This is a genomic window from Streptomyces sp. NPDC001204 (genome assembly GCF_053598035.1).
In genome coordinates, this window is record NZ_JBSFJL010000046.1 from 17,017 (window position 1) to 35,908 (window position 18,892).

The window sequence follows — 18,892 nt, forward strand, 5'->3', positions numbered from 1 at the left end:
TTGCGCGCCGCTGTGACGTGTCGTTGGCGGCGGATGCGCCTCTTGTGCAGAGCCGCCTGCGCCGAGCGCCTGTGCTGTCTGCATGGCGCTGCTCTGTCCCGCCGCCCCGCGCGGGCCGCTGGGCGCCGCCGGCCGGGCTGGGCTCTCCGTGCCGTGGCCCGCGCCGGGCCGTGTCGCTGTGCGTGCTGTGCCGCTCGCGCGGGTCGGGCCGCGCCGGTGGGCTGAGTAGCCCCCACTGTGCCACCCGCCGAGCCGTGCCCGGCGTTCGCCCGCCTCGTGTCCGTTACCTCGGCGTCCCGTCAAGCTGCCCCGTGCCGGTGGAGTCGTATCCGCTTCGAAATCGTGGGCGTACTTCCCGGGAACGGGGGAAGCAGGCTTCACGTGGCGCTCGGGAGCTGTCCCCCCGGCCTCGGGCGCGTGGCTTCGCCGGTTGTTCGCCACCCCCCCCTCGTGAACAACCGGTGAAGCCGCCCTCCTGACCGCTCGTCCGATCGTGCGCGTGCCCGGGGCCGGAGTGAAGAGGCACCGCCTGGTAACGTCCAAGACCGAAAACGCCGAGGTCAAGGCCACGGACAGGCGACGGATGAGGAGAGGGCCGACATGGCCGGGCGAGAGGACGGGTCCGCCGGAGCACCGGGACGGGACGACCGGGCGTCCTGGGCCGAGGAACTCCTCGACCAACTGCGACCGACCGGACGGGACGTGCGCAAGGTCGTCGCCTGGCTCGCCGCGTCCGTGCACGGGACCGGCTGCCTGCTGGACGGCACCGGCACCCTGCTCGCAGGGGAGCCGGTCGCCCTGGACGAGAACGTGGTCGAGGACGTCGTCACCGGCCGGTTCGCCTCCGCCGCGCTGGAGGGCCGGGGACACCACGTCCGCTTGGTGCGCGTGGGAGGCCCGCGTCCCCAGTCGGCCCGCGTCCTGGCCGTCTCCCGCGCCGAGCCCTTCGACCGGCAGGCCGCCGAGATGGTCACCCACACCGCCGGAGTGCTCGAACTGCTGCTGCGGGCCCACGAGTCGACCGTCGCCGGGCACCGGCTCGAAAAGGCGACGGCGGCCCTGCGGCTGGCCATCCTGCAACTGCTGATGGTGGAGGACACCGTCTCGGCCCGCCGGGTGGCCGCGGGCCTGTGGCCCGGACTCCTCGACACGGACGCCGCCTGGGTCTACGTCGTCGAAACCCGCCGCGACGAACGGCACCGGCTGGCCGCCGAATGCCTGGACGCCACCGGGGAACGAGCCCTGGTGGTGCTCTGCCCGGCGGTGGACGAGCACGTGATCGTGCTCGCGCCGCTGGAGACCGACGGCCGCAACCTGCGCTCGCTGGTCGGCGCGCGCGAGCGCACCTTCCTCGGTGGCAGCACCCGGCACGGCCTGGCCCGGACCGCCACCGCGTACGGGCAGGCCGTGAGCGCCCTCGCGGTCGCCCGGTTCCGTCCGGAGGGGGCCGCCGTGTACGCCGAACGCAGCCACCCCGAGCGCCTGATGGACCCCGAGGCACTGCGCGCCTGGTCCGCCCGGCTGCTGCGGCCGCTGGACACACTGGCGCATCACACACGCGCCGAACTGCTCGCCACCACCCGGCTGGGCCTGGAGTTCACCGCCGTGAGCGCGGCGAAGGTCCTCGGGGTGAGCCGCAACACGGTACGGGCCCGTATGGAGCGGGTGGAGGGACTGGTCGGCGCGGACTTCGGCAGCCTGACGGACCGGGCCGCCGTCCACCTCGCCCTGAACACCCAGGCCGGCCTGGACGACCAGCCGGCCGTCGGCCCGGCGCCGCGGACGGGCTCGGTACGCCTCGGCGACCTGCTGACCGGCCCGGCGCTGCACACCTGGGCACGCGAGCTCCTCGGCCGTCTGGCGGCGGACGCGCGAGACCTGCGCGGCACCCTGCGCACCTGGATCACCGCCGGCGGAAACGCCGAGCGCGCCGCGCAACTGCTCGGCATGCACGCGCAGACCGTCCGCGAGCACGTCCGCGGGGTGGAGCCCGTCCTGGAACGCCAGCTCCTCGCCGCCGGCAGCGACCTGTACGAGGTCGTCCTGGCCCATGTGGCGGTGGGCGACCTCCAACCGCCCGCCCTCGGCGCGGAGTGAACGCGGGCATTCCGGACTCACTTGTGCACGGGTGAGCCCTCCGCCGGGCCGAAGGGGCACCGGCGCGGTACCCAACGCCTGTCCTGTACACATAGGTTCGACGAGCCGCGGACACGGGACCGGAACGGGGGACCGGTCCCGTGCCGTCGGGCGCCCGGGCGCGGGTCAGCGCACCGCACGGCGCCCGCACACGGCGAACTCCGCGCCGCGGGCCGCCCCAGGACTCCTGGGGCGGCCCGCCGTCGAGCACCGCGCCCCGCCGCCGCGGGAACGCCGGGCACTCAGCCGTCCAGTCGCACCGGCACCTCCTGCCAGCCGAAGGCGATGAAGGACGGCACCTGGCGCAGTTCTTCCGCGCCGACGGCCAGACGCAGACCGGGGAAGCGGTCGAAGAGCGCGGGCAGCGCGGTCAGGGCCTCCATACGGGCCAGTGGCGCCCCGATGCACCGGTGCACGCCGATGCCGAAGCCGAGGTGGTCGTCGGCACTCCGCGCGGCGTCAAAGACGCCGGCGTCCGGGCCGTAGTGCGCCGGGTCCAGCCCGGCGGCGGCGTAGGTCGTGATGATCGCGTCCCCCGCCGGGACGGTGACGTCGCCGACGGTCAGGTCGCTCACCGCGAACCGCAGGGGCAGGGACGCGATGGACGGGTGCACGCGCAGCGTCTCGTCGACGACCGCGTCCCAGCCGGTCTTCCCGCCGCGCACCGCCTCCGCCTGCCCGGGGCGGGTGAGCAGCGCGACGATCGCGTTGCCGATGAGGTTGACGGTGGTCTCGAAACCGGCGCCGATCACCAGCAGCAGCGTGTAGAGCAGTTCCTCGTCGCTGAGCCGGTCCCCGTCCTCGTCCCGGACCCGGATCAGCTCGGTGGTCATGTCGTCGCCCGGGTGCTCGCGCTTGTGGGCGATCAGCCCGCCCAGCACCGCACCGATCTGCCCCTGCACGAACGCGGTGTGCTCCGGGCTCGGATCGGAGGTGTCCATGATGGCCGTGACCAGCCGCGAGGTGTCCTCCCGCAGTTCGTTCGGTACACCGAACAGCTCGCAGATCATCCGCATCGGCAGCGGATGCGCGAACTCCTGCCGGAGATCCACCGTCTCACCCCGCGCCCCGGCGGCCGCCAGCTCCTCCAGCAGCTCCGCCGTGATCGCCTCCACCCGCGACCGCATCGCCTCGGTGCGCCGGTGCGTGAAGCTCGGCGCCACCAGCTTGCGCAGCCGCGCGTGGTCGGGGCCGTACGTCGACAGCATGTTCACCACGCCCACCCAGCCGAGGATCCAGCCCCACGAGGGGTTCTGGCCGACCTCCGCCCACTGCCTCCAGTGCTTGCGCGGGTCCTTGCTCACCCGCGGGTCGAGGATCAGCTCCTTGAGGGTGTCGTAGCCCGTGGGCGCCCAGGCGGGGATGCCGCCGGGCAGTTCGACGGGCACGATCGGGCCCAGGGCGCGCAGACGGGCGCTCTCGGCGGCGATGTCGGCCCCGAACGGGTCGAGGGCGATACGGTCGGTCACGGTCACGTCGGCTCTCCAGGCTGGTCGGGGGAACGGGGGCTGAACCGCACGGGCAGGGACGTCAGCGAACGGTGGAACGGGCCGGGCCGCCAGGTCAGCCGCTCGCGGGGCAGGACCGGCTCCAGGTCGGGCAGCCACTGGGTGAGCCGCTCGATCGCCTCGGTCGCGATGAGCAGCGTGGGCTGCTTGACCGGGCAGGCGTGCGGGCCGGCCGACCACGAGAGGTGCGAGGCGTCCTTCGGGTGGCGGCCACCGGTGGCCTCCCGCTCGGCGAAGTGGGCGAGCGCCCCGTACGAGATCACGACCGGTACGGCGGCCCGGATCCAGACCCCGTGGAAGGTCATGGACCGGCGCGCGAAGTGGATGCCGTAGTTGGCCAGCGGGGTCTCGTGGTGCAGCACCTCCACCACGGCGTCCATCACCGGACGGGCCCCGCTGGTCAGGGTGGAGTAGTAGTCGGGGTTGCCGAGGATCCGGGACAGCGCGTTGGACACCAGGTTCGCGGTCGGCTCGTGGCCGGCGCCGAGGGTGAGGAAGACCTGCCAGGTGACCTCCTCCGGGCTGAGCCCCGCCGGGTGGTCGAGCAGCAGGCTCGGCAGGTCGTCGCCGCGCCGTTCGGTCTTCGCGGCGATCAGCTCCAGGACGTACCCGGCGTACTCGGCCTCGCCCTCGGCCGCCTGGTCGCCGCCCTCCATCATCTTGCCCAGCGCCTCGTTCAGGCGGTCGCTCGCGTCTTCCGGCAGCCCGAACAGGCTGTTGAACACGAGCGCCATCAGCGGGCGCGCGAAGTCGGACACCAGGTCGGCCTCGCCGCGCGGCCCGATCCGGCCCACCAGCAGGCGCACCGCCCGGTGCACCCGCGCCCGCAGGTCGTGCGGTTCGAGGCGGTCGAAGGTGTCCATCAGCGAGCTGCGGTAGCGGACATGGGCGGCGCCGTCGGCGAACAGGGTGTTCGGCCGCCAGCGCATCATGCCGAGCACCGGCGAGTCGTCGGGGACGGTCGCCTCCCACGGCCGCGGGTCGTGCGAGAACGACTCGGTGTCGTGCAGCACATCCAGGGCGGCCCGCCGGTCCGTGACGACGTACGCGGGTACGCCGGGCGCGAGTTCGGCCCAGCCCACCGGGCCCTGGGCGCGCAGGGCGGCGTAGTAGCGGTGGGGGTCCAGGGCGAAACCGTCCTCCCACAGCCGTACCGGAGCCGAGTGCGAGAAGGCCCGCCGGCCGGGGGAGTGGGTGGTCACCGGCGCTCCGAGGGATGGTCGATCAGATACTGGACCAGAGCGAGCAGCGCGTCGATCGAGGAGTCGGCGTCCCGGGCGTCGCACGTCACCATCGGGGTGGTGGGCTCCAGGTCCAGGGCCGCGCGCAACTCCTCGTCGCTGTAGTGGCTCGGCGAGTCGGGAAACGCGTTGAAGGCCACCGCGTACGGCAGCCCGCTCTCCTCCACCAGCCCGAGCACGTCGAACGATGCGTCGATACGGCGGCTGTCCACGAGCACGAGCGCCCCCAGGGCGCCGTGGGTGATGTCGTCCCACAGCGGGCGGAACCGTTCCTGTCCGGGCGTGCCGAACAGGTACAGCACGATCCCGCCGGGCAGGCTGATCCGCCCGAAGTCGATGGCGACCGTGGTGGTCGCCTTCTCCCGGACCCCGGCGAGGTCGTCCACCCGCGCGGACGCCTCGGACAGGGTCTCCTCGGTGTGCAGCGGGCGGATCTCGGAGACGGAGTCGATGAGGGTCGTCTTGCCCACTCCGAACGGGCCCGCGACGATGATCTTCACCAGGTCGCGGGCGGTGTCGGGCAGGTGGATGCCGCTAGTGCTTGAGGGCGCGGAGGCCATCGGCCACTCTCTTCAGCAGGTCGGGGTCGAACCGTTCGGCGGGCGGGATCGGCGCGCGCGCCAGCACCAGGTTCCGGTCGATCAGGTCGCCGGCCAGGACGCGGAGGGCGGAGACCGGCAGTTCGAGCAGCGCCGCCGCCTCCACCACCGTCAGCGAACCGTCGTCCAGGACGTCCAGCAGGGCCAGTTGGGCGGCCGGCAGGCCCGCCGGCGCGGACCTGCCGACAGCGGTGAGCACCGAGAGCCGCTCCAGGTGCGGCCGGCTGGGCCGGGCCACGCCGCCGGTCGACAGGTACGCGGGAACCAGGGGACGGCCGCCACGGCGGCCGGTCATGCCGGCGCGCCGCCGTCGGATCCCCGGGTCGCGGCGGCCATCGCCTTCTCGCCCATCCGCGCCACCTGGGAGTGGACGCGGTGCGCCAGAAGGTCCAGGCGGACCTCCGGATCCCCGTACGCGGCGACACACGTGCCGTGGTCGGTGGGGACGATCAGGACGTAGCCGTGGTCGGACTCGACGACCACCTGTCGCACCTCGGCCCGGTCCTGGTCCGCGAACGCAGCCGCCGCGGTGCGGCACGCGCCCTGCACGGTGCTGGTGATGGCGGCCACCCGCTCCGCCGAGGGCTGCGAGAGCGCGTCCGTGTACCCGGTGGCGAGTCCGTCGCGGGTGAGCAGGACGGCGGCCACGACATGCGGCACCTCGAGGATCGGGTCCAGCACCCATGCCGTGTCGCCTGCCTGACGGCTGGTCATCGAGCCGCTCCCTTTTCATGGTCGTTGTGTTCGTTCTCCACTGCGCCCGCGTCGCGCGGGCCCCCTGCCGAGCCTGAGCCGCCCCGGCGTTTCGGCCCGGCCTCCCCCGCCCCGTCCCGGGCCGAGTCCGTCCCGGCGGACGGAGTGCGGGAGTCCGTCGTCTTCGCCGTGGCGGACCAGCGCTCGGCTTCCCCGGGTTCCCGTGGGGCGGTTCCGCCGCCGGTGCCGGGGCGATCGTGTGCGGCGGGCCCGACCGCCTCGGGCGCCGGCCGCCCTCCGGAGGCTCGGCTCCCGGTACTCGCGGGCGTTGTCCCGGCATTCGCGGGCTTTTCCCCGGCGTTCGCGGGCTTTTCCCCGGTGTTCGAGGGCGCTCCCCCGGCGTTCGCGGGCGTTCCCCCGGCGGGTCCGCCGTCGTCGGCCGCCCGTGTCCGTGCCGCGGGTCCGGTCCCGGCGCGCGCGGCCGCCGGGTCGGTGGCGCCGCGGGCCGCCGCCGTGGCGGACTGAAGACCGCCGAGCACGGCCGCGGCCTCCTCCGGCGTGCGCGCCGAGAGGTGTGGTCCGGACGCCGTCGCGGGCGCAGCGGTACGGCGGGAGCGGCGGCGTCGCTGCGGCAGACCTCCGCCCGTGTCGCGCGGAGCCCCACCGGCCGGAGCGGCGGGCCGCGGCTCGCCGCCCTGTTCCGTGCCGTGGGAGTGCCCGGTGCCGGCACCGTCCGGCGCCGGGGCCTGGCGGTGCTCCGGCGCGGCCTCCCGCGGCGCGGTCCGGCCGTGCGGGAGAGGGGACGCGGGCCGCGGGGTCGCGTCGTGGTGCGGATCCGTGGCCCGGTCCGGCGCTACGGGTTTCAGGGTCGAGCGGGGCGCGCTGGCCGCCGGCGGCCTCTCGACCGGGTCGATACGGGTGAGCAGATGGCTCGCGACCCGCAGGACCGCGCGCACTCCTCCGTAGGGCGAGGGCGAGGACACGTCGACGCCCAGGTCGAACTGCCGGGTGAGCTGCCCGATCGCGGCGAGCCCCATGCGCGGCGGGTCCCCGAGATCGGTCAGCAGGATCGGCTCGCCGCCGGCCACCAGCCGTTGCGCGCGGGCCCGTTCGTCCCGCGTCATGCCCAGGCCCGCGTCGTCGACGGTGACGCAGACCCCGTGGTGGACGTGTTCCAGGTTGACCAGGACGTCGGTGTCCGGCGCCGAGTGGCGCAGGGCGTTGTCCAGGAGTTCGGCCACGATGAGGGCGACCGGCTCGACGGCGTGCGAGACGAGCGCGGTGCCCTCCTGGAGATGGTTGTGCACCCGCACCCGGTGGTAGCCGGCGAGCCGTGCCTGGCCGCCGGTCACCGCGTCGACCAGGTGCGACTCCTCACGCGCCAGCCCGACCCAGGCCCCGCACACCACCGCGGCGACCTGGGCCCGGCGCAGCGACTGCTCGTTCTCGTGGTCGAGCGTGAACAGGGTCTGCGCCAACTCGGGGTCGTCGTAACGCTGTTGCAGACCGCGCAGGGCGTCCTGCAACCGGTACAGGGCGGCCTGGATCTCCCGGGTGGCGCCGCGCATCCCGGCCTGGGCGGCGGAGTCGATCCGGGTGCGCTGAGCGAGCAGTTCGGTGCGCAGGGCGCTCAGCACGCCCTCCAGCGCGACGCCCAACGGCGTCCCGGTGGTTCCCGGCTCCAGCGGACCGGGCACGACGACGTGCGGATGCGCCGTCCGCCGGGCCGCGGCGGGGATCCGCTCCGCCGCCAGATGGTCCACCTCGGCGGTCAACGTCCCTTGTACGTCCTCCAGTTGCTGGAGCAGGGAGGCGATCCGGTCGCGCTGGACGGCCTGCCTGCGCCGGGACCGCAGCAGGCCGCCGCCGAGGGCGAGGGCGGACAGTGTCCCGGCGGCGAGACCACCGGCCACCAGGCCCGGCATTTCGATCATGGGAGGCGGTTCCAGGAGACGTCGGGAAGGGCCGGGTCCGTGACCCTGCCCCTAGGCGTTCGGAGCACCGTACACGCTGTCATCGACCGAACTCACACGGTGGGCGACAACTTCTCCACAAAACTGCCCAGTTACTGTTCGTTTCCAGGTCAAGTGTCTGAATTGCCCATACAGAAAAAGATAGTTGATGGACCGTCAAGTAACTTGAGTCTCAGGCGCGAACAGTCTCCCGGTCTCAATCGGGCCTCAGGTCAATCGCGTCTCAGGTCGCTAGGGCCGAGGGCAGGACCGCCTCGACGGCCTCCGCCGGTGTCGCCGCCTCGGCCGGCCCGTGGATCCCGCCCGTGGCGGACGGCGCGCCCGGCAGGGCCCAGCTCTCCAGCAGTACGACCGGCTTGCCCGCCCGCAGAGCCAGCGCCACCTCGCTGAGCGTGCCCCAGCCGCCGCCCACGGCGACGAGCGCGTCGCAGGTGTTCACGAGCAGCCCGTTGCGCAGCTCGCCCAGGCCGGTCGCCACCGCGAGGCTCAGGTGCGGGTTCCCCGCGGCCCGGTCCCGACCCGGCAGCAGGCCGACGACGGTACCGCCCGCCGACGTCACGCCCCGCGCGCACGCCTCCATGACCCCGCCCAGGCCCCCGCACACCACGACCGCTCCCCGCCGGGCCAGAAGGACTCCCACCTGCCGGGCGAGTTCCGCCTCCCGCTCGGAGGCCTCTCCGGGCCCGGCGACGGCTACACAGGGACGCATACGCCCATGGAACGGCCCCCGAACCCCGTCGGCAAGGCGGGCACCGGCCATACGACCTGCTCGCCCGCGAGAGCACCGAGGCCGAGCGGCGCAACCCGCGTTCCAAGGCCGCCTACGACCGCGCCGACCACTTCTTCGGCCGGGTGCCGATGACCTGGATGAACAAGACCGCCGGCGCCTGCCCCCCGCTACCTGGAGCTGCACCGCAACCCGGGACCCGGAGCCCGAACCGCTGACCATCGGCAGGGCGATCGGCCGCGGCATCCCGGCCGACGCCTACGGGCTCCCCGCCGACCTCGCCGACCGGCTCCTCGGTCGTGCCCACCTGCACCTGGTGGACATGGGCGGCGTCGGCGCCCAGACCGGGATCGACACCCACCGGTTGCCCTGGTCGGCCAGCCGCCTCGGCGCCCGCTCCGAGTACCGCTTCGCCGCCCCGCCGCCCCGGCGCCCCGGTGACCCGCCGCCCCGGCGCCCCGGTGCCCCGGTGCCCCGCACCGGCATCGAGTCGGCGGCCGCCGCGGACGCCGAGCTGAAGGATCTTCCTCCACCTCTACCTGGCCAACCGGGGCATCCTGCTCACCCCGTTCCACCCGTTCCACGACATGGCGCTGATGTGCCCCGACACCACCGAGGAGGACGCCGACGCGCACACCCGATCTTCGCCGCCGCCCTGGCCGAACTGCACGGCCGACCGCAGGGCCTACGCTGGTGCGATCCGGCCGGAGAGGGAGAGCGACGCACGTGGACGACATCGACCGGGCCATCCTGCGCGAGTTGCAGACCGACGGACGTATCGCGTACGCGGACCTCGGCCCCAAGGTCGGTCTGTCCGCGTCCGCCGCCCGCCAGCGGCTCCAGCGCCTGCTGGACTCCAAGACCGTCCAGGTGGTCGGCGTGACCGATCCGATGGCCATGGGCGGACAGGCCATGGCGCTGCTCGGCATCGGCGTGGACGGCGACCCGCGGGCGGTCGCCGACGAACTGGCCGGGCGCCCCGAGGTGGTCTACTCGGTGCTGACCTCCGGCGGCTTCGACCTGTTCGCCGAGGTGGTCGCGCCCGGCCCGAGGGATCTGCTGGACTTCGTCAACGACGTGGTCCGTCCCATCGAGGGCGTCCGGCAGGTCCAGTCGTTCCCGTACTTCGGCATCCACACCCACCGGTTCCTGTGGGACGTGGGCTGAGCGGTCCGCCCCCGGTCGGGGGTCAGCCGTCCTCCGGCGGGTGGGGCACGAGCACGAGCATCGTCACGTCGTCACTGAGGGTGCCGCAGTGCGCGAGGAGGTCGGCCATGACGTGGTCGGCGAGTTCGGCCGGGTCGACGGCGGCGAGCCGGGGCAGCCGGTCGAGCAGGGGGTAGAACACTCCGGCCGCGTCCCTGGCCTCGGTGACGCCGTCGGAGGCGAGGAACAGCACATCACCGCGGCGCAGGGGCAGGACGTGCCCGCCGCGCCGCGGGACGCCGTCGGACAGGCCGAGGCCGAGGGGCGTCCACGGCACGAGGCAGACCTCCTCGGCGTGCCCGTCGCGCAGCAGCACCGGCGGGGGATGGCCGCAGGTGACCAGCCGCACCGACCGCGCGTCCCCGTCGAACTCCAGCAGCACGGCCGTCGCGAACAGCTCCGCGTGCCGCACCTCCAGCGAGTCCACCACCAGCCGGCGGTCCAGGGCTGCGGCCACCCCCGGCAGATCCGTCCGGTCGAGCACCGCCTCCCGGAAGCTGCCGAGCAGCGAGGCGACGGTGGACACGGCGGCCAGGCCGTGCCCCTGCACATCGCCCATGACCGCCCGCACCCCCTGGGGCCCCCGGCGCACGTCGAAGAAGTCCCCGCCGACCAGAGTGCCGCGCTGCGCGGCCCGGTACAGGCCCGCGCACCGCACCGGACCGACCCGCGCGGGAAGCGGCGGGACGAGGGCACGCTGCGCGGCCTCCGCGACCGTGCGCTCCAGGTCGAGCTGCGCGTCCCGGCGGCTGCGCACATAGGACAGGAACACGCTCAGCACGGCGACGAAGGTGACGGTCTCCAGGTCGGTGTTGCCCGGCCGGTTCAGCTGGAAGGCCGGCACGCTCAGCAGGGTCACCACCGTGGTGCCCAGCAGCGCGGTCGCCACCGGCCCGTACGACAGCACGGCCAGCGGCGGTATCGCGCCGAGCAGGAAGCCGATGTCGAGCGGGTTCGGGCTCAGCAGCGTGACCGCGCACACGAAGAGGACCAGCACGACCGGCAGCACACGTATCCAGCGGGGCGGCGGGGCGCCGTGCAGCCAGCCACGCCGGTGCGGGTCCCGGCGCCGGACCGGGGCAAGCAGCTTCACCACATGACCACGCTGCTACGCCGGACCCGGTACCGCACGCCGGAAGCCCGGCCCGCCGGGAAGTCAGTCCGCGTCGCGCGCCAACTCGGCCTCCGCCGCCGCGAGTATCTCGGTGACCCGCAGGCCGAACGCGGCGTCGCACGGGTGCGGGCGCCCGGTGCGCGCGGCGGCGAGCAGCGCGTCCGCCGCCCGGCCGTAGGCGGCGACGGCGTCCTCGGAGCTCTCCGGGAGCAGGGTCACCCCGGCCTCGCCCCGCAGCTCCACGGTGGCCCCGGCCGCCGCCGGGGGAGCGGTCAGGCTCAGGGTGAGGGTGCTGGACGCGCCGCCCACGTGGTCGAGGACCGCGTGCACCGTGTCCCCGGGGCCGTGCGCGGCGGCCGTCACACGCCGTACGTCGCCGAGGACCGGCAGCAGCACCGACAGCGCGTGCGGGCCGACGTCCCACAGCGCGCCCTTCTCCCGCCGCCACGGCGAGGCGGCGAACGGGTTGTCGCCGGTGAACACGGCGCCCAGCCACCGTGCGCGTGCCGTGAACCAGTCCCCCCGGGCCGCCTGCTCGGCGATCCAGGCCCCCGGTTCGGGCTGGAAGCGGGTGGTGAAGAAGACCACCGAGGCCACGCCGGTCTCCCGGACGGCCCCGACCACCGCGCGGCCCTGTTCCACCGTCGCGGCGAGCGGCTTGTCGAGCAGCAGATGGCAGTGGGACCGCGCGGCCCGCACCGCGAGGTCGGCCTGCACGTGCGGGGGCAGCGCGACGGCGACCGCGTCCACCTCCGCCAGCAGGGCGTCGAGGTCGTCGTAGGCGTGCGTGCCGTGTCGTTCGGCAAGATCCTTGGCAGCGGCCGTGCGCCGCCCCCATACGCCGGCGAAGTCCAGCTCGCCGTGTTCGCTCAGGGCGGGAGCGTGGACCATCCGTGCCCAGGGGCCGGTGCCGAGCAGTCCGATGCGCATACCGGTGCCTCTCCACTGTGCCGGACAGAGTGACGGCCGGCCGTACGGGCCGGTCGTCACCGAGCGTGTCACAGGAACCGGGTGCCCGAGCAAGCCCGCGGACGAAAGCGGGCATGGATCGGGCCTGGCGGGCGCGGCCCGGCGTACGCCCGCCGGGCCGGGGCGCACGCCGGCTCAGGCGGCCCGCCGCCGCTCGTCGGCGGCGGCCGGGTCCGGTGCGGGCGCGACCGGGCCGGCATCGGACCCGGTGCCGCGGCGGCCACGCGGGAGCAGCCGCAGATGTGCGCGGCGCCCGGCATGGCGGCCCCGCGTCGGAGCCGGATCCAGCATCCGCTCCTCCACGCGGTCCATGACCACCAGCAGCACGGACACGAGCGGCAGCAGCAGAACGGCGACGAAGACCATGACACCCCCTTGTCCGACAGAGGATCCGGGTGCTCGATCCGGGTGCTCCGAACCGGGCGGATGATGAGTGCCGTCCGGTGAAGAGTTCGTGAGGATCGGGACAGACCGTGATGCCCTCCCGGGCTGTCGTTCGTCCCCGGGCTGGTATGGGAAGACGCGGCTTCCCTAGGATGTACTCTCAGTCGGACCGGCCCAGTTGGCGCGGTGGAATCGGCGAATCTGGGGGACTGATGCCTGCGGAGAACCAGCTGTCCACGAACATTGACGAGAACGTGCCGACGGCTGCGCGTATGTACGACCACTACCTGGGCGGCAAGGACAACTACGCGGCCGACCGGTCCGCGTGCGAGGAACTCGACAAGGTCGTCCCCAGCACCCGCCGGCTCGCCCTGAACAACAGGCGCTTCCTGCAACGGGCCGTCCGCACGCTCGCCGAGGAGCACGGGATCCGGCAGTTCCTGGACCACGGCTCCGGTCTGCCCACCCAGGACAACGTGCACCAGGTCGCCCAGCGCGTCGCCCCCGAGTCGCACGTGGTGTACGTGGACAACGACCCGATGGTGCTGGTCCACGGCCGGGCCCTGTTGCAGCAGGACGAGCGCACCGCGGTCATACACGCCGACCTGCGGCAGACCGACGAGATCTTCTCGCACCCCGAGACCCAGCGCCTGATCGACTTCTCGCAGCCGGTGGCCGTGCTGTTCAACTCGGTCTTCCACTGCATCCCGGACAGTGACACCGACGGTCCGCTCGCCGTGGTGGAGCGGGTACGGGAACGGCTCGCGCCCGGCAGCATCATGCTCATGTGCCAGCTGGTCAGCGAGGACCCCGAGGTGCGGGCCTTCGTCACCGACTTCATGGACAAGGCCACGCAGGGACATTGGGGCCGGGTGCGCCAGGAGAAGGACGTCGCCGAATGGTTCGAGGGCCTGGAGCTTCTCGAGCCGGGCCTGGTGGAGGTGTCCACCTGGCGGCCGGACTCCGAGGTGGCTCCTCGTCAACTCACGCATGAATGGGTGGAGTTCGGCGGCATAGGCCTGATCCGCTAGCGGATCGGCGTACGGCGGCACCACCACGGACGGGCGACGCCCCGCCCAGGACCCGGACACCGGGTCGTGGACGGGGCGTTCGCGTTGACCGGGCCTTCGCCTCGGGCTGATCGCCTTCTGGCTAGGACGCGGACGCGTAACGGTCGTTGGCGGTCTTGCGCAGCAGTGCCAGGGTCTCCTGCGGCGTGAGCGCCTCGTCGGCCAGCCGGTCCAGGGCGATCCGGTACTCCTCCGTCTCGTCGCGGTCCTCGAGGAAGTTGGCGCTTCTGATGTGTTCGAGGTAGACGACGTCGGGCAGGTCGAGGCCGCCGAACCGGAGATACGTGATCGGGATGGCGGGCGCGGACGCGTTCGTCACGTCCAACGGGACGATCTGCACGGTCACGTTGGGGCGCTGCGCCATGGTGACGAGGTGGTCGAGCTGCTCGCGCATGACCTCGCGGCTGCCCAGAACACGCAGCAGGACCGATTCGTCAATGACCGCCCACACCTGCGGCGCGTCCTGTCGCAGCAGCAACTGGGCTCGCCGCATGCGCAGTTCGACGCGCCGCTGTACCTCGCCCGCCGAGGCGGTCGGCAGACCCCGCTCCACCACGGCCCGGGTGTACGCCGCGGTCTGGAGCAGACCGGGAACGTACTGGATCTCGAAGGTGCGGATCGCGGCGGCCGCCTCCTGGAGGCCGACCAGCCGGTCGAACCACTCGGGCATCAGCCGCTTGTCGTAGCGCTGCCACCAGCCGGGCTCGCCCGCCCGCCGCAGCAGCCTGAGCAGGACCGAGGACTCGTACTCGTCGGTGCCGTACAGCTTCAGCAGGGCGCGGACGTCGCCCTCGGCCGGAGGGCGGCGTCCCTTGCCCGATTCGATGCGCGAGAGCTTCGCGGCGCTGAACCCGAGTTCGCGCGCCGACTGCTCCTGGGACAGGCCCGCGTCCTCGCGGAAGCCCGCCAGCTGGACGCCGACCAGCATCTTCAGCAGAGTCGGGGCCGGCTCGGGCCGGTCCAGATAGGGCTCGAGGCGGGAGATGCGATGTGGCTCGGCGGACATCCTGACTCCCAGTAGACCGGCAGACTGAAAAGTCACCGTACCGCACCGTCCGGCTGCGGAGCGCGCTCGCCGGGGGAAGTCGCCAAGTTCGTTCCGCTTCACAGCAGATGGTCGAACTCGCCCTCCTTGGCGCCGGCCAGGAACGCGGCCACCTCCGCGGGGGTGTACACCAGCGCGGGGCCGTCGGGGTCACGGGAGTTGCGCAGCGCGATGTCCCCGCCGACCAGAGTGGCGACTTCCACGCAGTTGCCTTCGGCGTTGCTGTGCCGGCTCTTCATCCAGCGGGCGTCCAGCGAACTGGCCCGCACTCCGTTCCGCACTGGTGGCACCGCGGTCTCCTTGCTGTTCACGTTCGCACGTCCGCACGCACTTTCACGAGAAATTTCGCGTGCAATTGCACGCGGACGCTTTCAGCGTGGATAATAGCCGGGGCGTCAACCCCCTGTGGACGCCGTTCGGTGACGTCGCATCAGGGAGATGCCGTGCCCTCACCAGTGAGTCGAGAGCTCGAAGTGCCGAGCGCGGCCGCCGTGATCGCGCCGTGGGCGGAGGGGACCCACGGCGCGCTCGCGGCCGCAGCGCTGCGGATCGACTGCGGACGGGAGGGATTCGCCCGGGCTCGCGCCTTCACTCGCGAGACCTTGGACAGATGGTCGGTCGGCCACCGCGCCGACGACGCCGCCGTCATCGTCACCGAGCTCGCGGCCAACGCGGCGACGCACGCGGTGCCGTACGCCCCGCCCGGCGACACCGCCGTGTGGCTCGGACTCGCCGTCGACGGCGAACAGTTGATCATCACGGTCTCCGACCCCTGCCACGGCCGGCCCATACGCCGCACTCCGGCCGGCTTCAGTCTGCTGGAGCACGGCCGGGGCCTGTGCATCGTCGACGCCCTGGCCGAGGAATGGGGCTGGACCCCGAGGCCCCCGGCGGGCAAGTCGGTCTGGGTGAAGCTGTCGACGCGTCCGCCCCACTGAACTGCCGTTCCCCGTACGACCGCCGCCGGAAAGGACGACGCCATGCGCACCGTACCGACGGAACAGACCGGCACCCAGCGCACCGACCGCGCGACCCCGTTGTCGGCCCTGGGGCAGGTGCCCTGGAGCGACATCAGGGACTCCACCGGCTCCGCGGCCGCCATCCCCCTGCTGCTCCACAAGGTGGCCTCGCGCGACGCCCGCACCGCCCGCGCCGCGCTGGACGATCTGCGCGGACGGATCTGCCAGTTCGGGTTCGTGGTGGAACAGGCCACCGCCGCCACGGTTCCCTTCCTGTGGGAGCTCGCCCACCTCCCGGGCGTGACCTGCCGTCCGCAGATCATCCAGCTGCTCCGGAGCATCGCCGACGCCCGCCAGTGGGAGAGCGTCGCCGCTGTCTACCCCAAGGTCCTCAACCACCGGGAGAACCCGGTGATCTGGGAACGCAGGGCGCGGCAGGCCGTGCGCGCCCGGCGCGGCGCGCTGCCGGCGCTGCTGGCCGACCGCGACCGCGACATCGCCGCGGCCACGGCGGAGCTCGCCGACGCGCTCTCCGACTGAGTCCGGTCCCCGGGGACCTCCGGGCGGCCCCGACCGCCCGGACCGACTGCACGGATTCGGCCACCAGCACGAAGAATCACTCACCGAGTGGGTCCGTGGCCGCAGGCCGTCCGCCCCGAGCGGCTCACGGCGCGGTGTTCTCCTGTTCGCCTCCTGCGTGGCGCTCACCCAGTCATGGCCGTGGGGCCGAAAAACACCTATATTGCGGATACCTCTGCCGGGTCGTGCGGCGCCCTGCTGCCGCAGACGGGAGCTGCCCGGAAAATGTGCGGCCGAGTGTTCAGCGGAGGTCCCGGTGAGCGTTGTCCGAACGATCGAGAACTGGCGCGAGCGCGGGGCGTGCCGCTTCGAGGATCCCGAGTTGTTCTTCCCGCTCGGGGAAAGCGGTCCGTCCACGCGTCAGATAGAACAGGCCCGCGCGGTGTGTCACCGGTGTCCGGTGCTGCGCGAGTGCCGGGCCTGGGCTTTGCGAAACAGCGAGTACGACGGCGTGTGGGGTGGCATGACCGCCGGGGAGCGCCGCGCCGCGGCGCGACACAGGTCCGGGGACCGCGGCCGGTAGAGCCGGCGGCGCCCGGAGGCGAGCGGTGGCCGTGCCACCGGAAATCGACTGAATTCGGTCAAACATATGCCCGCGAGTCGGTCGCCGTGCATGGCACGGCGTGCCGCGGGCATACGGAGCAAAAATCGAGAGAGGGGCGCTCCGTGCTGGTTCCGGACCCGAAGGTCGTCAGGACGTTGCTGACGCGGTACGCATCGCTGAAGATCGCTCAGGCGGAGAGGGAGCGGGCCGAGACGGCCCGGGAGCTGGAGGACGTCAGCTACACCTTGTGCGTCATGATGGGGACCACCGGCATCCACGAAGCCATCGGCAGGGCGGACGCCCTGCTGCTCGCCCCCGGACGGACAGTGGACGCGGATGTGAGCACCGACGCCGACGGGGACGGTGCCCTGCCCCTGGCGGTCTGATCCAGCGGCAGACGTACGGGCGCCTCCCTGGCACGGCGTGCCGCCGTCAAGGAGTCGCCGTACGCCTGCCGTTGGCGTGTTCGCACTCCCGCGGACCGGGGCAGGCCAGCCACTCGGCGATGGTCCGGGCGATCGGCTGGCCGGTCTCCACCTCGACGAAACCGAACTGGCCGGACTGGTTGCACTCCAGGAACCACCACGTGCCGTCGGCGTCCTCGGCGAAGTCGAAGGCGCCGTAGGCCAGTTCGGCCTGCCGCAGATAGGCGAGCACCGCCGCGGCCACACGCGGCGGGACCTCGGCCGGCCGCCACGGCGTCCCGGACGTGGCGAACCGGACGTCCACCTCCTCGGGGTCGGCGTCCGCCGGGGCCGCCTTGCGTGCGGCCAGCAGCGTGTCGCCGACCGCCGTCAGCCGGATGTCGGCGCGCTTGGCGATCCTGCGTTGCAGCAGGGTCGGGCCGTAGGCCACCGCGCCGAAGTCCGCGTCCGGGGCAACCCGGCTGGTCGGCACCGCCCTCGGCGGCTCCTGCGGATGCGCGCCGGAGACCGGCTTGACCACCAGGTCCGGGAACCGCTCGGCGAACTCCCGGGCGGCCTGCGGGAAGGTGGTGATGAGCGTGGCCGGCACCGGCAGGCCGCTGCGCTGGGCGAGCCGCAGCTGCCAGGGCTTGTGCCGGGCCCGCCCGGCCGCGTCCGGATGGTTCATCCAGCGGGCTCCGCAGCCGCGCAGCATTCCGTACAGCGCCTGTGCCGCCTCCTCGGTCAGCCACGCGGACGGCTGGTTCGCACGGGCCGCCGGAGTTCCGGGTCTGCGCACCCAGACCGAGCGCAGGCGACTCACGCTCACCAGCCGTCCGCCCACGGACAGATGGCCGTCGAAGGAGCCGTGGACGTACTCGCCCGACAGGGCGGCGCCCGTGGTCAGATCGGCCGGATCCAGCCGGACCACCGGAGTCGAGGAGGCGTTCAGGTGCATCACCACCATGTCCGCCGTCACGTCCTCCTCGCCGGTGAGGATCAGTACGGTCATCTCCGCGGCCGTGTTCAGTCGTCGAAGTGCGTCTTGGAGCCCGCCGTTGAGGTCGTGGTGCCCAGCTCTCTCAGCAGCGCGTGGTCGGATGCGGCGATCCGTCCGTCCATGAGAACGTTCAACTGCAGCCCGGAGTCGTAGGCGTACGGCGTGGCGGCGTCCCGTTCCACTGCCGGACGAGCGTAGTTGAGCGCGAACGGTTGCATCGTCTCTCCCCTGTCGGTGCAGCCGCGACCAAGCGGTGGTGCTGCTTGTGGCGTCGCTTGGCCCGCTGACTTCGTTTCGGGTTCCCGAGACTTATACGAATCGAACGAGTGAATGGTTTCCTTACGGAGCGTAGTCCTTGGCGTCCGGCTGTCCGCGACGCCCGAAAAGTCCGGGTCGCCGCGCCAGGGCGGGCAACTGGTCGCCGCCGGCGGCGTGCAGTGAACGCAGGGCCAGGAGCAGGACGCCGATGTCGTCGAGGTACACCGGGTCGGGCAACAGGTCCGTGGGCAGGACGAGATAGAGGACGGCTCCCCAGAAGACCCAGCGCGGTCCCGTCGGAAGGCCGGCACGGCGCAGCTCCCGCCGGGTGCGCACCAGACGCCTGAGCAGTACGACGGCCATGGCCAGCACGGCGGCCAAGGCCAGCGCGACGGCCGCGATGACGGCGGTCATGAGCAGCACCTTCGCGGTGGAGTCCACGGTTCGTGCCCTTCCTCGTCGTGCCGCTCACCGGCGCATCTC

At 73.0% G+C, this 18,892-nt stretch carries 22 protein-coding genes; 7 read left to right on the forward strand and 15 right to left on the reverse strand.

Translation table 11 applies throughout. The features are described from left to right. Nucleotides 1-600: 600 nt before the first annotated feature. Entirely contained in the window at nucleotides 601-2,097 is a 1,497-nt protein-coding gene (locus ACWC91_RS38070) for a helix-turn-helix domain-containing protein (RefSeq protein WP_225079436.1), read from the forward strand. A 281-nt stretch (nucleotides 2,098-2,378) separates the two neighbouring features. On the opposite strand, the gene ACWC91_RS38075 is transcribed toward ACWC91_RS38070, so the two are convergent. The 7 genes from ACWC91_RS38075 to ACWC91_RS38105 form a co-directional block, all read right to left on the reverse strand. Further along, the gene (locus ACWC91_RS38075; RefSeq protein ID WP_281157500.1) at nucleotides 2,379-3,611 is read right to left on the reverse strand and encodes a cytochrome P450 family protein; all 1,233 of its coding nucleotides are present in this window, start codon (nucleotides 3,609-3,611) and stop codon (nucleotides 2,379-2,381) included. Further along, nucleotides 3,608-4,846: a cytochrome P450 family protein gene (locus ACWC91_RS38080; protein ID WP_281157501.1), complete on the reverse strand. Its 1,239-nt coding sequence runs from the start codon at nucleotides 4,844-4,846 to the stop codon at nucleotides 3,608-3,610. The genes ACWC91_RS38075 and ACWC91_RS38080 overlap by 4 nt, the downstream gene beginning before the upstream one ends. After that, nucleotides 4,843-5,445 (reverse strand): GTP-binding protein, encoded by a 603-nt coding sequence (locus ACWC91_RS38085; protein WP_281157502.1) that lies wholly within the window; start codon nucleotides 5,443-5,445, stop codon nucleotides 4,843-4,845. Before ACWC91_RS38085 ends, ACWC91_RS38080 begins: the two co-directional genes overlap by 4 nt. After that, nucleotides 5,420-5,779, reverse strand: a complete 360-nt coding sequence (locus ACWC91_RS38090) for a DUF742 domain-containing protein (RefSeq protein WP_281157503.1) — start codon at nucleotides 5,777-5,779, stop codon at nucleotides 5,420-5,422. The genes ACWC91_RS38085 and ACWC91_RS38090 overlap by 26 nt, the downstream gene beginning before the upstream one ends. Then, nucleotides 5,776-6,198, reverse strand: a complete 423-nt coding sequence (locus ACWC91_RS38095; RefSeq protein WP_225079441.1) for a roadblock/LC7 domain-containing protein — start codon at nucleotides 6,196-6,198, stop codon at nucleotides 5,776-5,778. The genes ACWC91_RS38090 and ACWC91_RS38095 overlap by 4 nt, the downstream gene beginning before the upstream one ends. After that, nucleotides 6,195-8,111, reverse strand: a complete 1,917-nt coding sequence (locus ACWC91_RS38100) for an ATP-binding protein (RefSeq protein WP_376501199.1) — start codon at nucleotides 8,109-8,111, stop codon at nucleotides 6,195-6,197. The genes ACWC91_RS38095 and ACWC91_RS38100 overlap by 4 nt, the downstream gene beginning before the upstream one ends. A gap of 262 nt (nucleotides 8,112-8,373) precedes the next feature. Next, nucleotides 8,374-8,859 (reverse strand): TIGR00725 family protein, encoded by a 486-nt coding sequence (locus ACWC91_RS38105; protein ID WP_225079443.1) that lies wholly within the window; start codon nucleotides 8,857-8,859, stop codon nucleotides 8,374-8,376. 744 nt (nucleotides 8,860-9,603) lie between these two features. Between ACWC91_RS38105 and ACWC91_RS38110 the strand changes: the two genes are divergently transcribed. Next, nucleotides 9,604-10,044 carry an Lrp/AsnC family transcriptional regulator gene (locus ACWC91_RS38110; protein ID WP_281157562.1) on the forward strand — a complete coding sequence of 147 codons (441 nt, stop codon included), beginning with the start codon at nucleotides 9,604-9,606 and terminating at the stop codon, nucleotides 10,042-10,044. Nucleotides 10,045-10,066: 22 nt separating this feature from the next. On the opposite strand, the gene ACWC91_RS38115 is transcribed toward ACWC91_RS38110, so the two are convergent. The 3 genes from ACWC91_RS38115 to ACWC91_RS38125 all read right to left on the reverse strand — a co-directional run bounded on the left by ACWC91_RS38115 (nucleotide 10,067) and on the right by ACWC91_RS38125 (nucleotide 12,532). After that, nucleotides 10,067-11,179, reverse strand: a complete 1,113-nt coding sequence (locus tag ACWC91_RS38115) for a PP2C family protein-serine/threonine phosphatase (protein ID WP_450644534.1) — start codon at nucleotides 11,177-11,179, stop codon at nucleotides 10,067-10,069. A gap of 60 nt (nucleotides 11,180-11,239) precedes the next feature. Beyond that, nucleotides 11,240-12,127 (reverse strand): Gfo/Idh/MocA family protein, encoded by an 888-nt coding sequence (locus tag ACWC91_RS38120; RefSeq protein ID WP_450644532.1) that lies wholly within the window; start codon nucleotides 12,125-12,127, stop codon nucleotides 11,240-11,242. A 174-nt stretch (nucleotides 12,128-12,301) separates the two neighbouring features. Beyond that, entirely contained in the window at nucleotides 12,302-12,532 is a 231-nt protein-coding gene (locus ACWC91_RS38125) for a hypothetical protein (RefSeq protein WP_376501194.1), read from the reverse strand. Nucleotides 12,533-12,762: 230 nt separating this feature from the next. Between ACWC91_RS38125 and ACWC91_RS38130 the strand changes: the two genes are divergently transcribed. Next, nucleotides 12,763-13,581, forward strand: a complete 819-nt coding sequence (locus ACWC91_RS38130; RefSeq protein WP_225079447.1) for an SAM-dependent methyltransferase — start codon at nucleotides 12,763-12,765, stop codon at nucleotides 13,579-13,581. Nucleotides 13,582-13,702: 121 nt separating this feature from the next. Here the strand turns inward: ACWC91_RS38130 and ACWC91_RS38135 are convergent, their stop codons facing one another. Together ACWC91_RS38135 and ACWC91_RS38140 are read right to left on the reverse strand one after the other, a co-directional pair. Next, the gene (locus tag ACWC91_RS38135; protein WP_225079448.1) at nucleotides 13,703-14,626 is read right to left on the reverse strand and encodes a helix-turn-helix domain-containing protein; all 924 of its coding nucleotides are present in this window, start codon (nucleotides 14,624-14,626) and stop codon (nucleotides 13,703-13,705) included. A gap of 98 nt (nucleotides 14,627-14,724) precedes the next feature. After that, complete coding sequence (locus ACWC91_RS38140) at nucleotides 14,725-14,955, reverse strand: DUF397 domain-containing protein (protein WP_141364546.1); 231 nt, start codon at nucleotides 14,953-14,955, stop codon at nucleotides 14,725-14,727. A gap of 153 nt (nucleotides 14,956-15,108) precedes the next feature. On the opposite strand from ACWC91_RS38140, the gene ACWC91_RS38145 reads away from it, so the two are divergent. The 4 genes from ACWC91_RS38145 (at nucleotide 15,109) to ACWC91_RS38160 (ending at nucleotide 17,133) form a co-directional block, all read left to right on the forward strand. Next, on the forward strand, nucleotides 15,109-15,603 hold the full coding sequence (locus tag ACWC91_RS38145; protein ID WP_225079449.1) for an ATP-binding protein: 495 nt from the start codon (nucleotides 15,109-15,111) through the stop codon (nucleotides 15,601-15,603). 42 nt (nucleotides 15,604-15,645) lie between these two features. Next, on the forward strand, nucleotides 15,646-16,164 hold the full coding sequence (locus ACWC91_RS38150; RefSeq protein WP_281157478.1) for a hypothetical protein: 519 nt from the start codon (nucleotides 15,646-15,648) through the stop codon (nucleotides 16,162-16,164). Nucleotides 16,165-16,477: 313 nt separating this feature from the next. Next, on the forward strand, nucleotides 16,478-16,726 hold the full coding sequence (locus tag ACWC91_RS38155; protein ID WP_225079523.1) for a WhiB family transcriptional regulator: 249 nt from the start codon (nucleotides 16,478-16,480) through the stop codon (nucleotides 16,724-16,726). 143 nt (nucleotides 16,727-16,869) lie between these two features. Next, nucleotides 16,870-17,133 carry a DUF5133 domain-containing protein gene (locus tag ACWC91_RS38160; protein WP_281157479.1) on the forward strand — a complete coding sequence of 88 codons (264 nt, stop codon included), beginning with the start codon at nucleotides 16,870-16,872 and terminating at the stop codon, nucleotides 17,131-17,133. Nucleotides 17,134-17,179: 46 nt separating this feature from the next. Here the strand turns inward: ACWC91_RS38160 and tgmB are convergent, their stop codons facing one another. The 3 genes from tgmB to ACWC91_RS38175 form a co-directional block, all read right to left on the reverse strand. Next, on the reverse strand, nucleotides 17,180-18,163 hold the full coding sequence (gene tgmB, locus ACWC91_RS38165) for an ATP-grasp ribosomal peptide maturase (protein WP_225079452.1): 984 nt from the start codon (nucleotides 18,161-18,163) through the stop codon (nucleotides 17,180-17,182). Between the two features lie 14 nt (nucleotides 18,164-18,177). Beyond that, entirely contained in the window at nucleotides 18,178-18,369 is a 192-nt protein-coding gene (gene tgmA / locus ACWC91_RS38170) for a putative ATP-grasp-modified RiPP (RefSeq protein ID WP_141364557.1), read from the reverse strand. A gap of 121 nt (nucleotides 18,370-18,490) precedes the next feature. Continuing rightward, nucleotides 18,491-18,850 (reverse strand): DUF1232 domain-containing protein, encoded by a 360-nt coding sequence (locus tag ACWC91_RS38175; RefSeq protein WP_225079453.1) that lies wholly within the window; start codon nucleotides 18,848-18,850, stop codon nucleotides 18,491-18,493. Between the last annotated feature and the right edge of the window lie 42 nt (nucleotides 18,851-18,892).

Excerpts from the sequence above, each read along its gene's own strand:
- ACWC91_RS38100 (WP_376501199.1), bottom strand. The coding sequence starts at position 8,111 with ATGATCGAAATGCCGGGCCTGGTGGCCGGTGGTCTCGCCGCCGGGACA.
- ACWC91_RS38085 (WP_281157502.1), bottom strand. The coding sequence starts at position 5,445 with ATGGCCTCCGCGCCCTCAAGCACTAGCGGCATCCACCTGCCCGACACC.
- ACWC91_RS38135 (WP_225079448.1), bottom strand. The coding sequence starts at position 14,626 with ATGTCCGCCGAGCCACATCGCATCTCCCGCCTCGAGCCCTATCTGGAC.
- ACWC91_RS38070 (WP_225079436.1), top strand. The coding sequence starts at position 601 with ATGGCCGGGCGAGAGGACGGGTCCGCCGGAGCACCGGGACGGGACGAC.
- tgmA (WP_141364557.1), bottom strand. The coding sequence starts at position 18,369 with ATGCAACCGTTCGCGCTCAACTACGCTCGTCCGGCAGTGGAACGGGAC.
- ACWC91_RS38125 (WP_376501194.1), bottom strand. The coding sequence starts at position 12,532 with ATGGTCTTCGTCGCCGTTCTGCTGCTGCCGCTCGTGTCCGTGCTGCTG.
- tgmB (WP_225079452.1), bottom strand. The coding sequence starts at position 18,163 with ATGACCGTACTGATCCTCACCGGCGAGGAGGACGTGACGGCGGACATG.
- ACWC91_RS38095 (WP_225079441.1), bottom strand. The coding sequence starts at position 6,198 with ATGACCAGCCGTCAGGCAGGCGACACGGCATGGGTGCTGGACCCGATC.
- ACWC91_RS38090 (WP_281157503.1), bottom strand. The coding sequence starts at position 5,779 with ATGACCGGCCGCCGTGGCGGCCGTCCCCTGGTTCCCGCGTACCTGTCG.
- ACWC91_RS38120 (WP_450644532.1), bottom strand. The coding sequence starts at position 12,127 with ATGCGCATCGGACTGCTCGGCACCGGCCCCTGGGCACGGATGGTCCAC.
- ACWC91_RS38150 (WP_281157478.1), top strand. The coding sequence starts at position 15,646 with ATGCGCACCGTACCGACGGAACAGACCGGCACCCAGCGCACCGACCGC.
- ACWC91_RS38105 (WP_225079443.1), bottom strand. The coding sequence starts at position 8,859 with ATGCGTCCCTGTGTAGCCGTCGCCGGGCCCGGAGAGGCCTCCGAGCGG.
- ACWC91_RS38130 (WP_225079447.1), top strand. The coding sequence starts at position 12,763 with ATGCCTGCGGAGAACCAGCTGTCCACGAACATTGACGAGAACGTGCCG.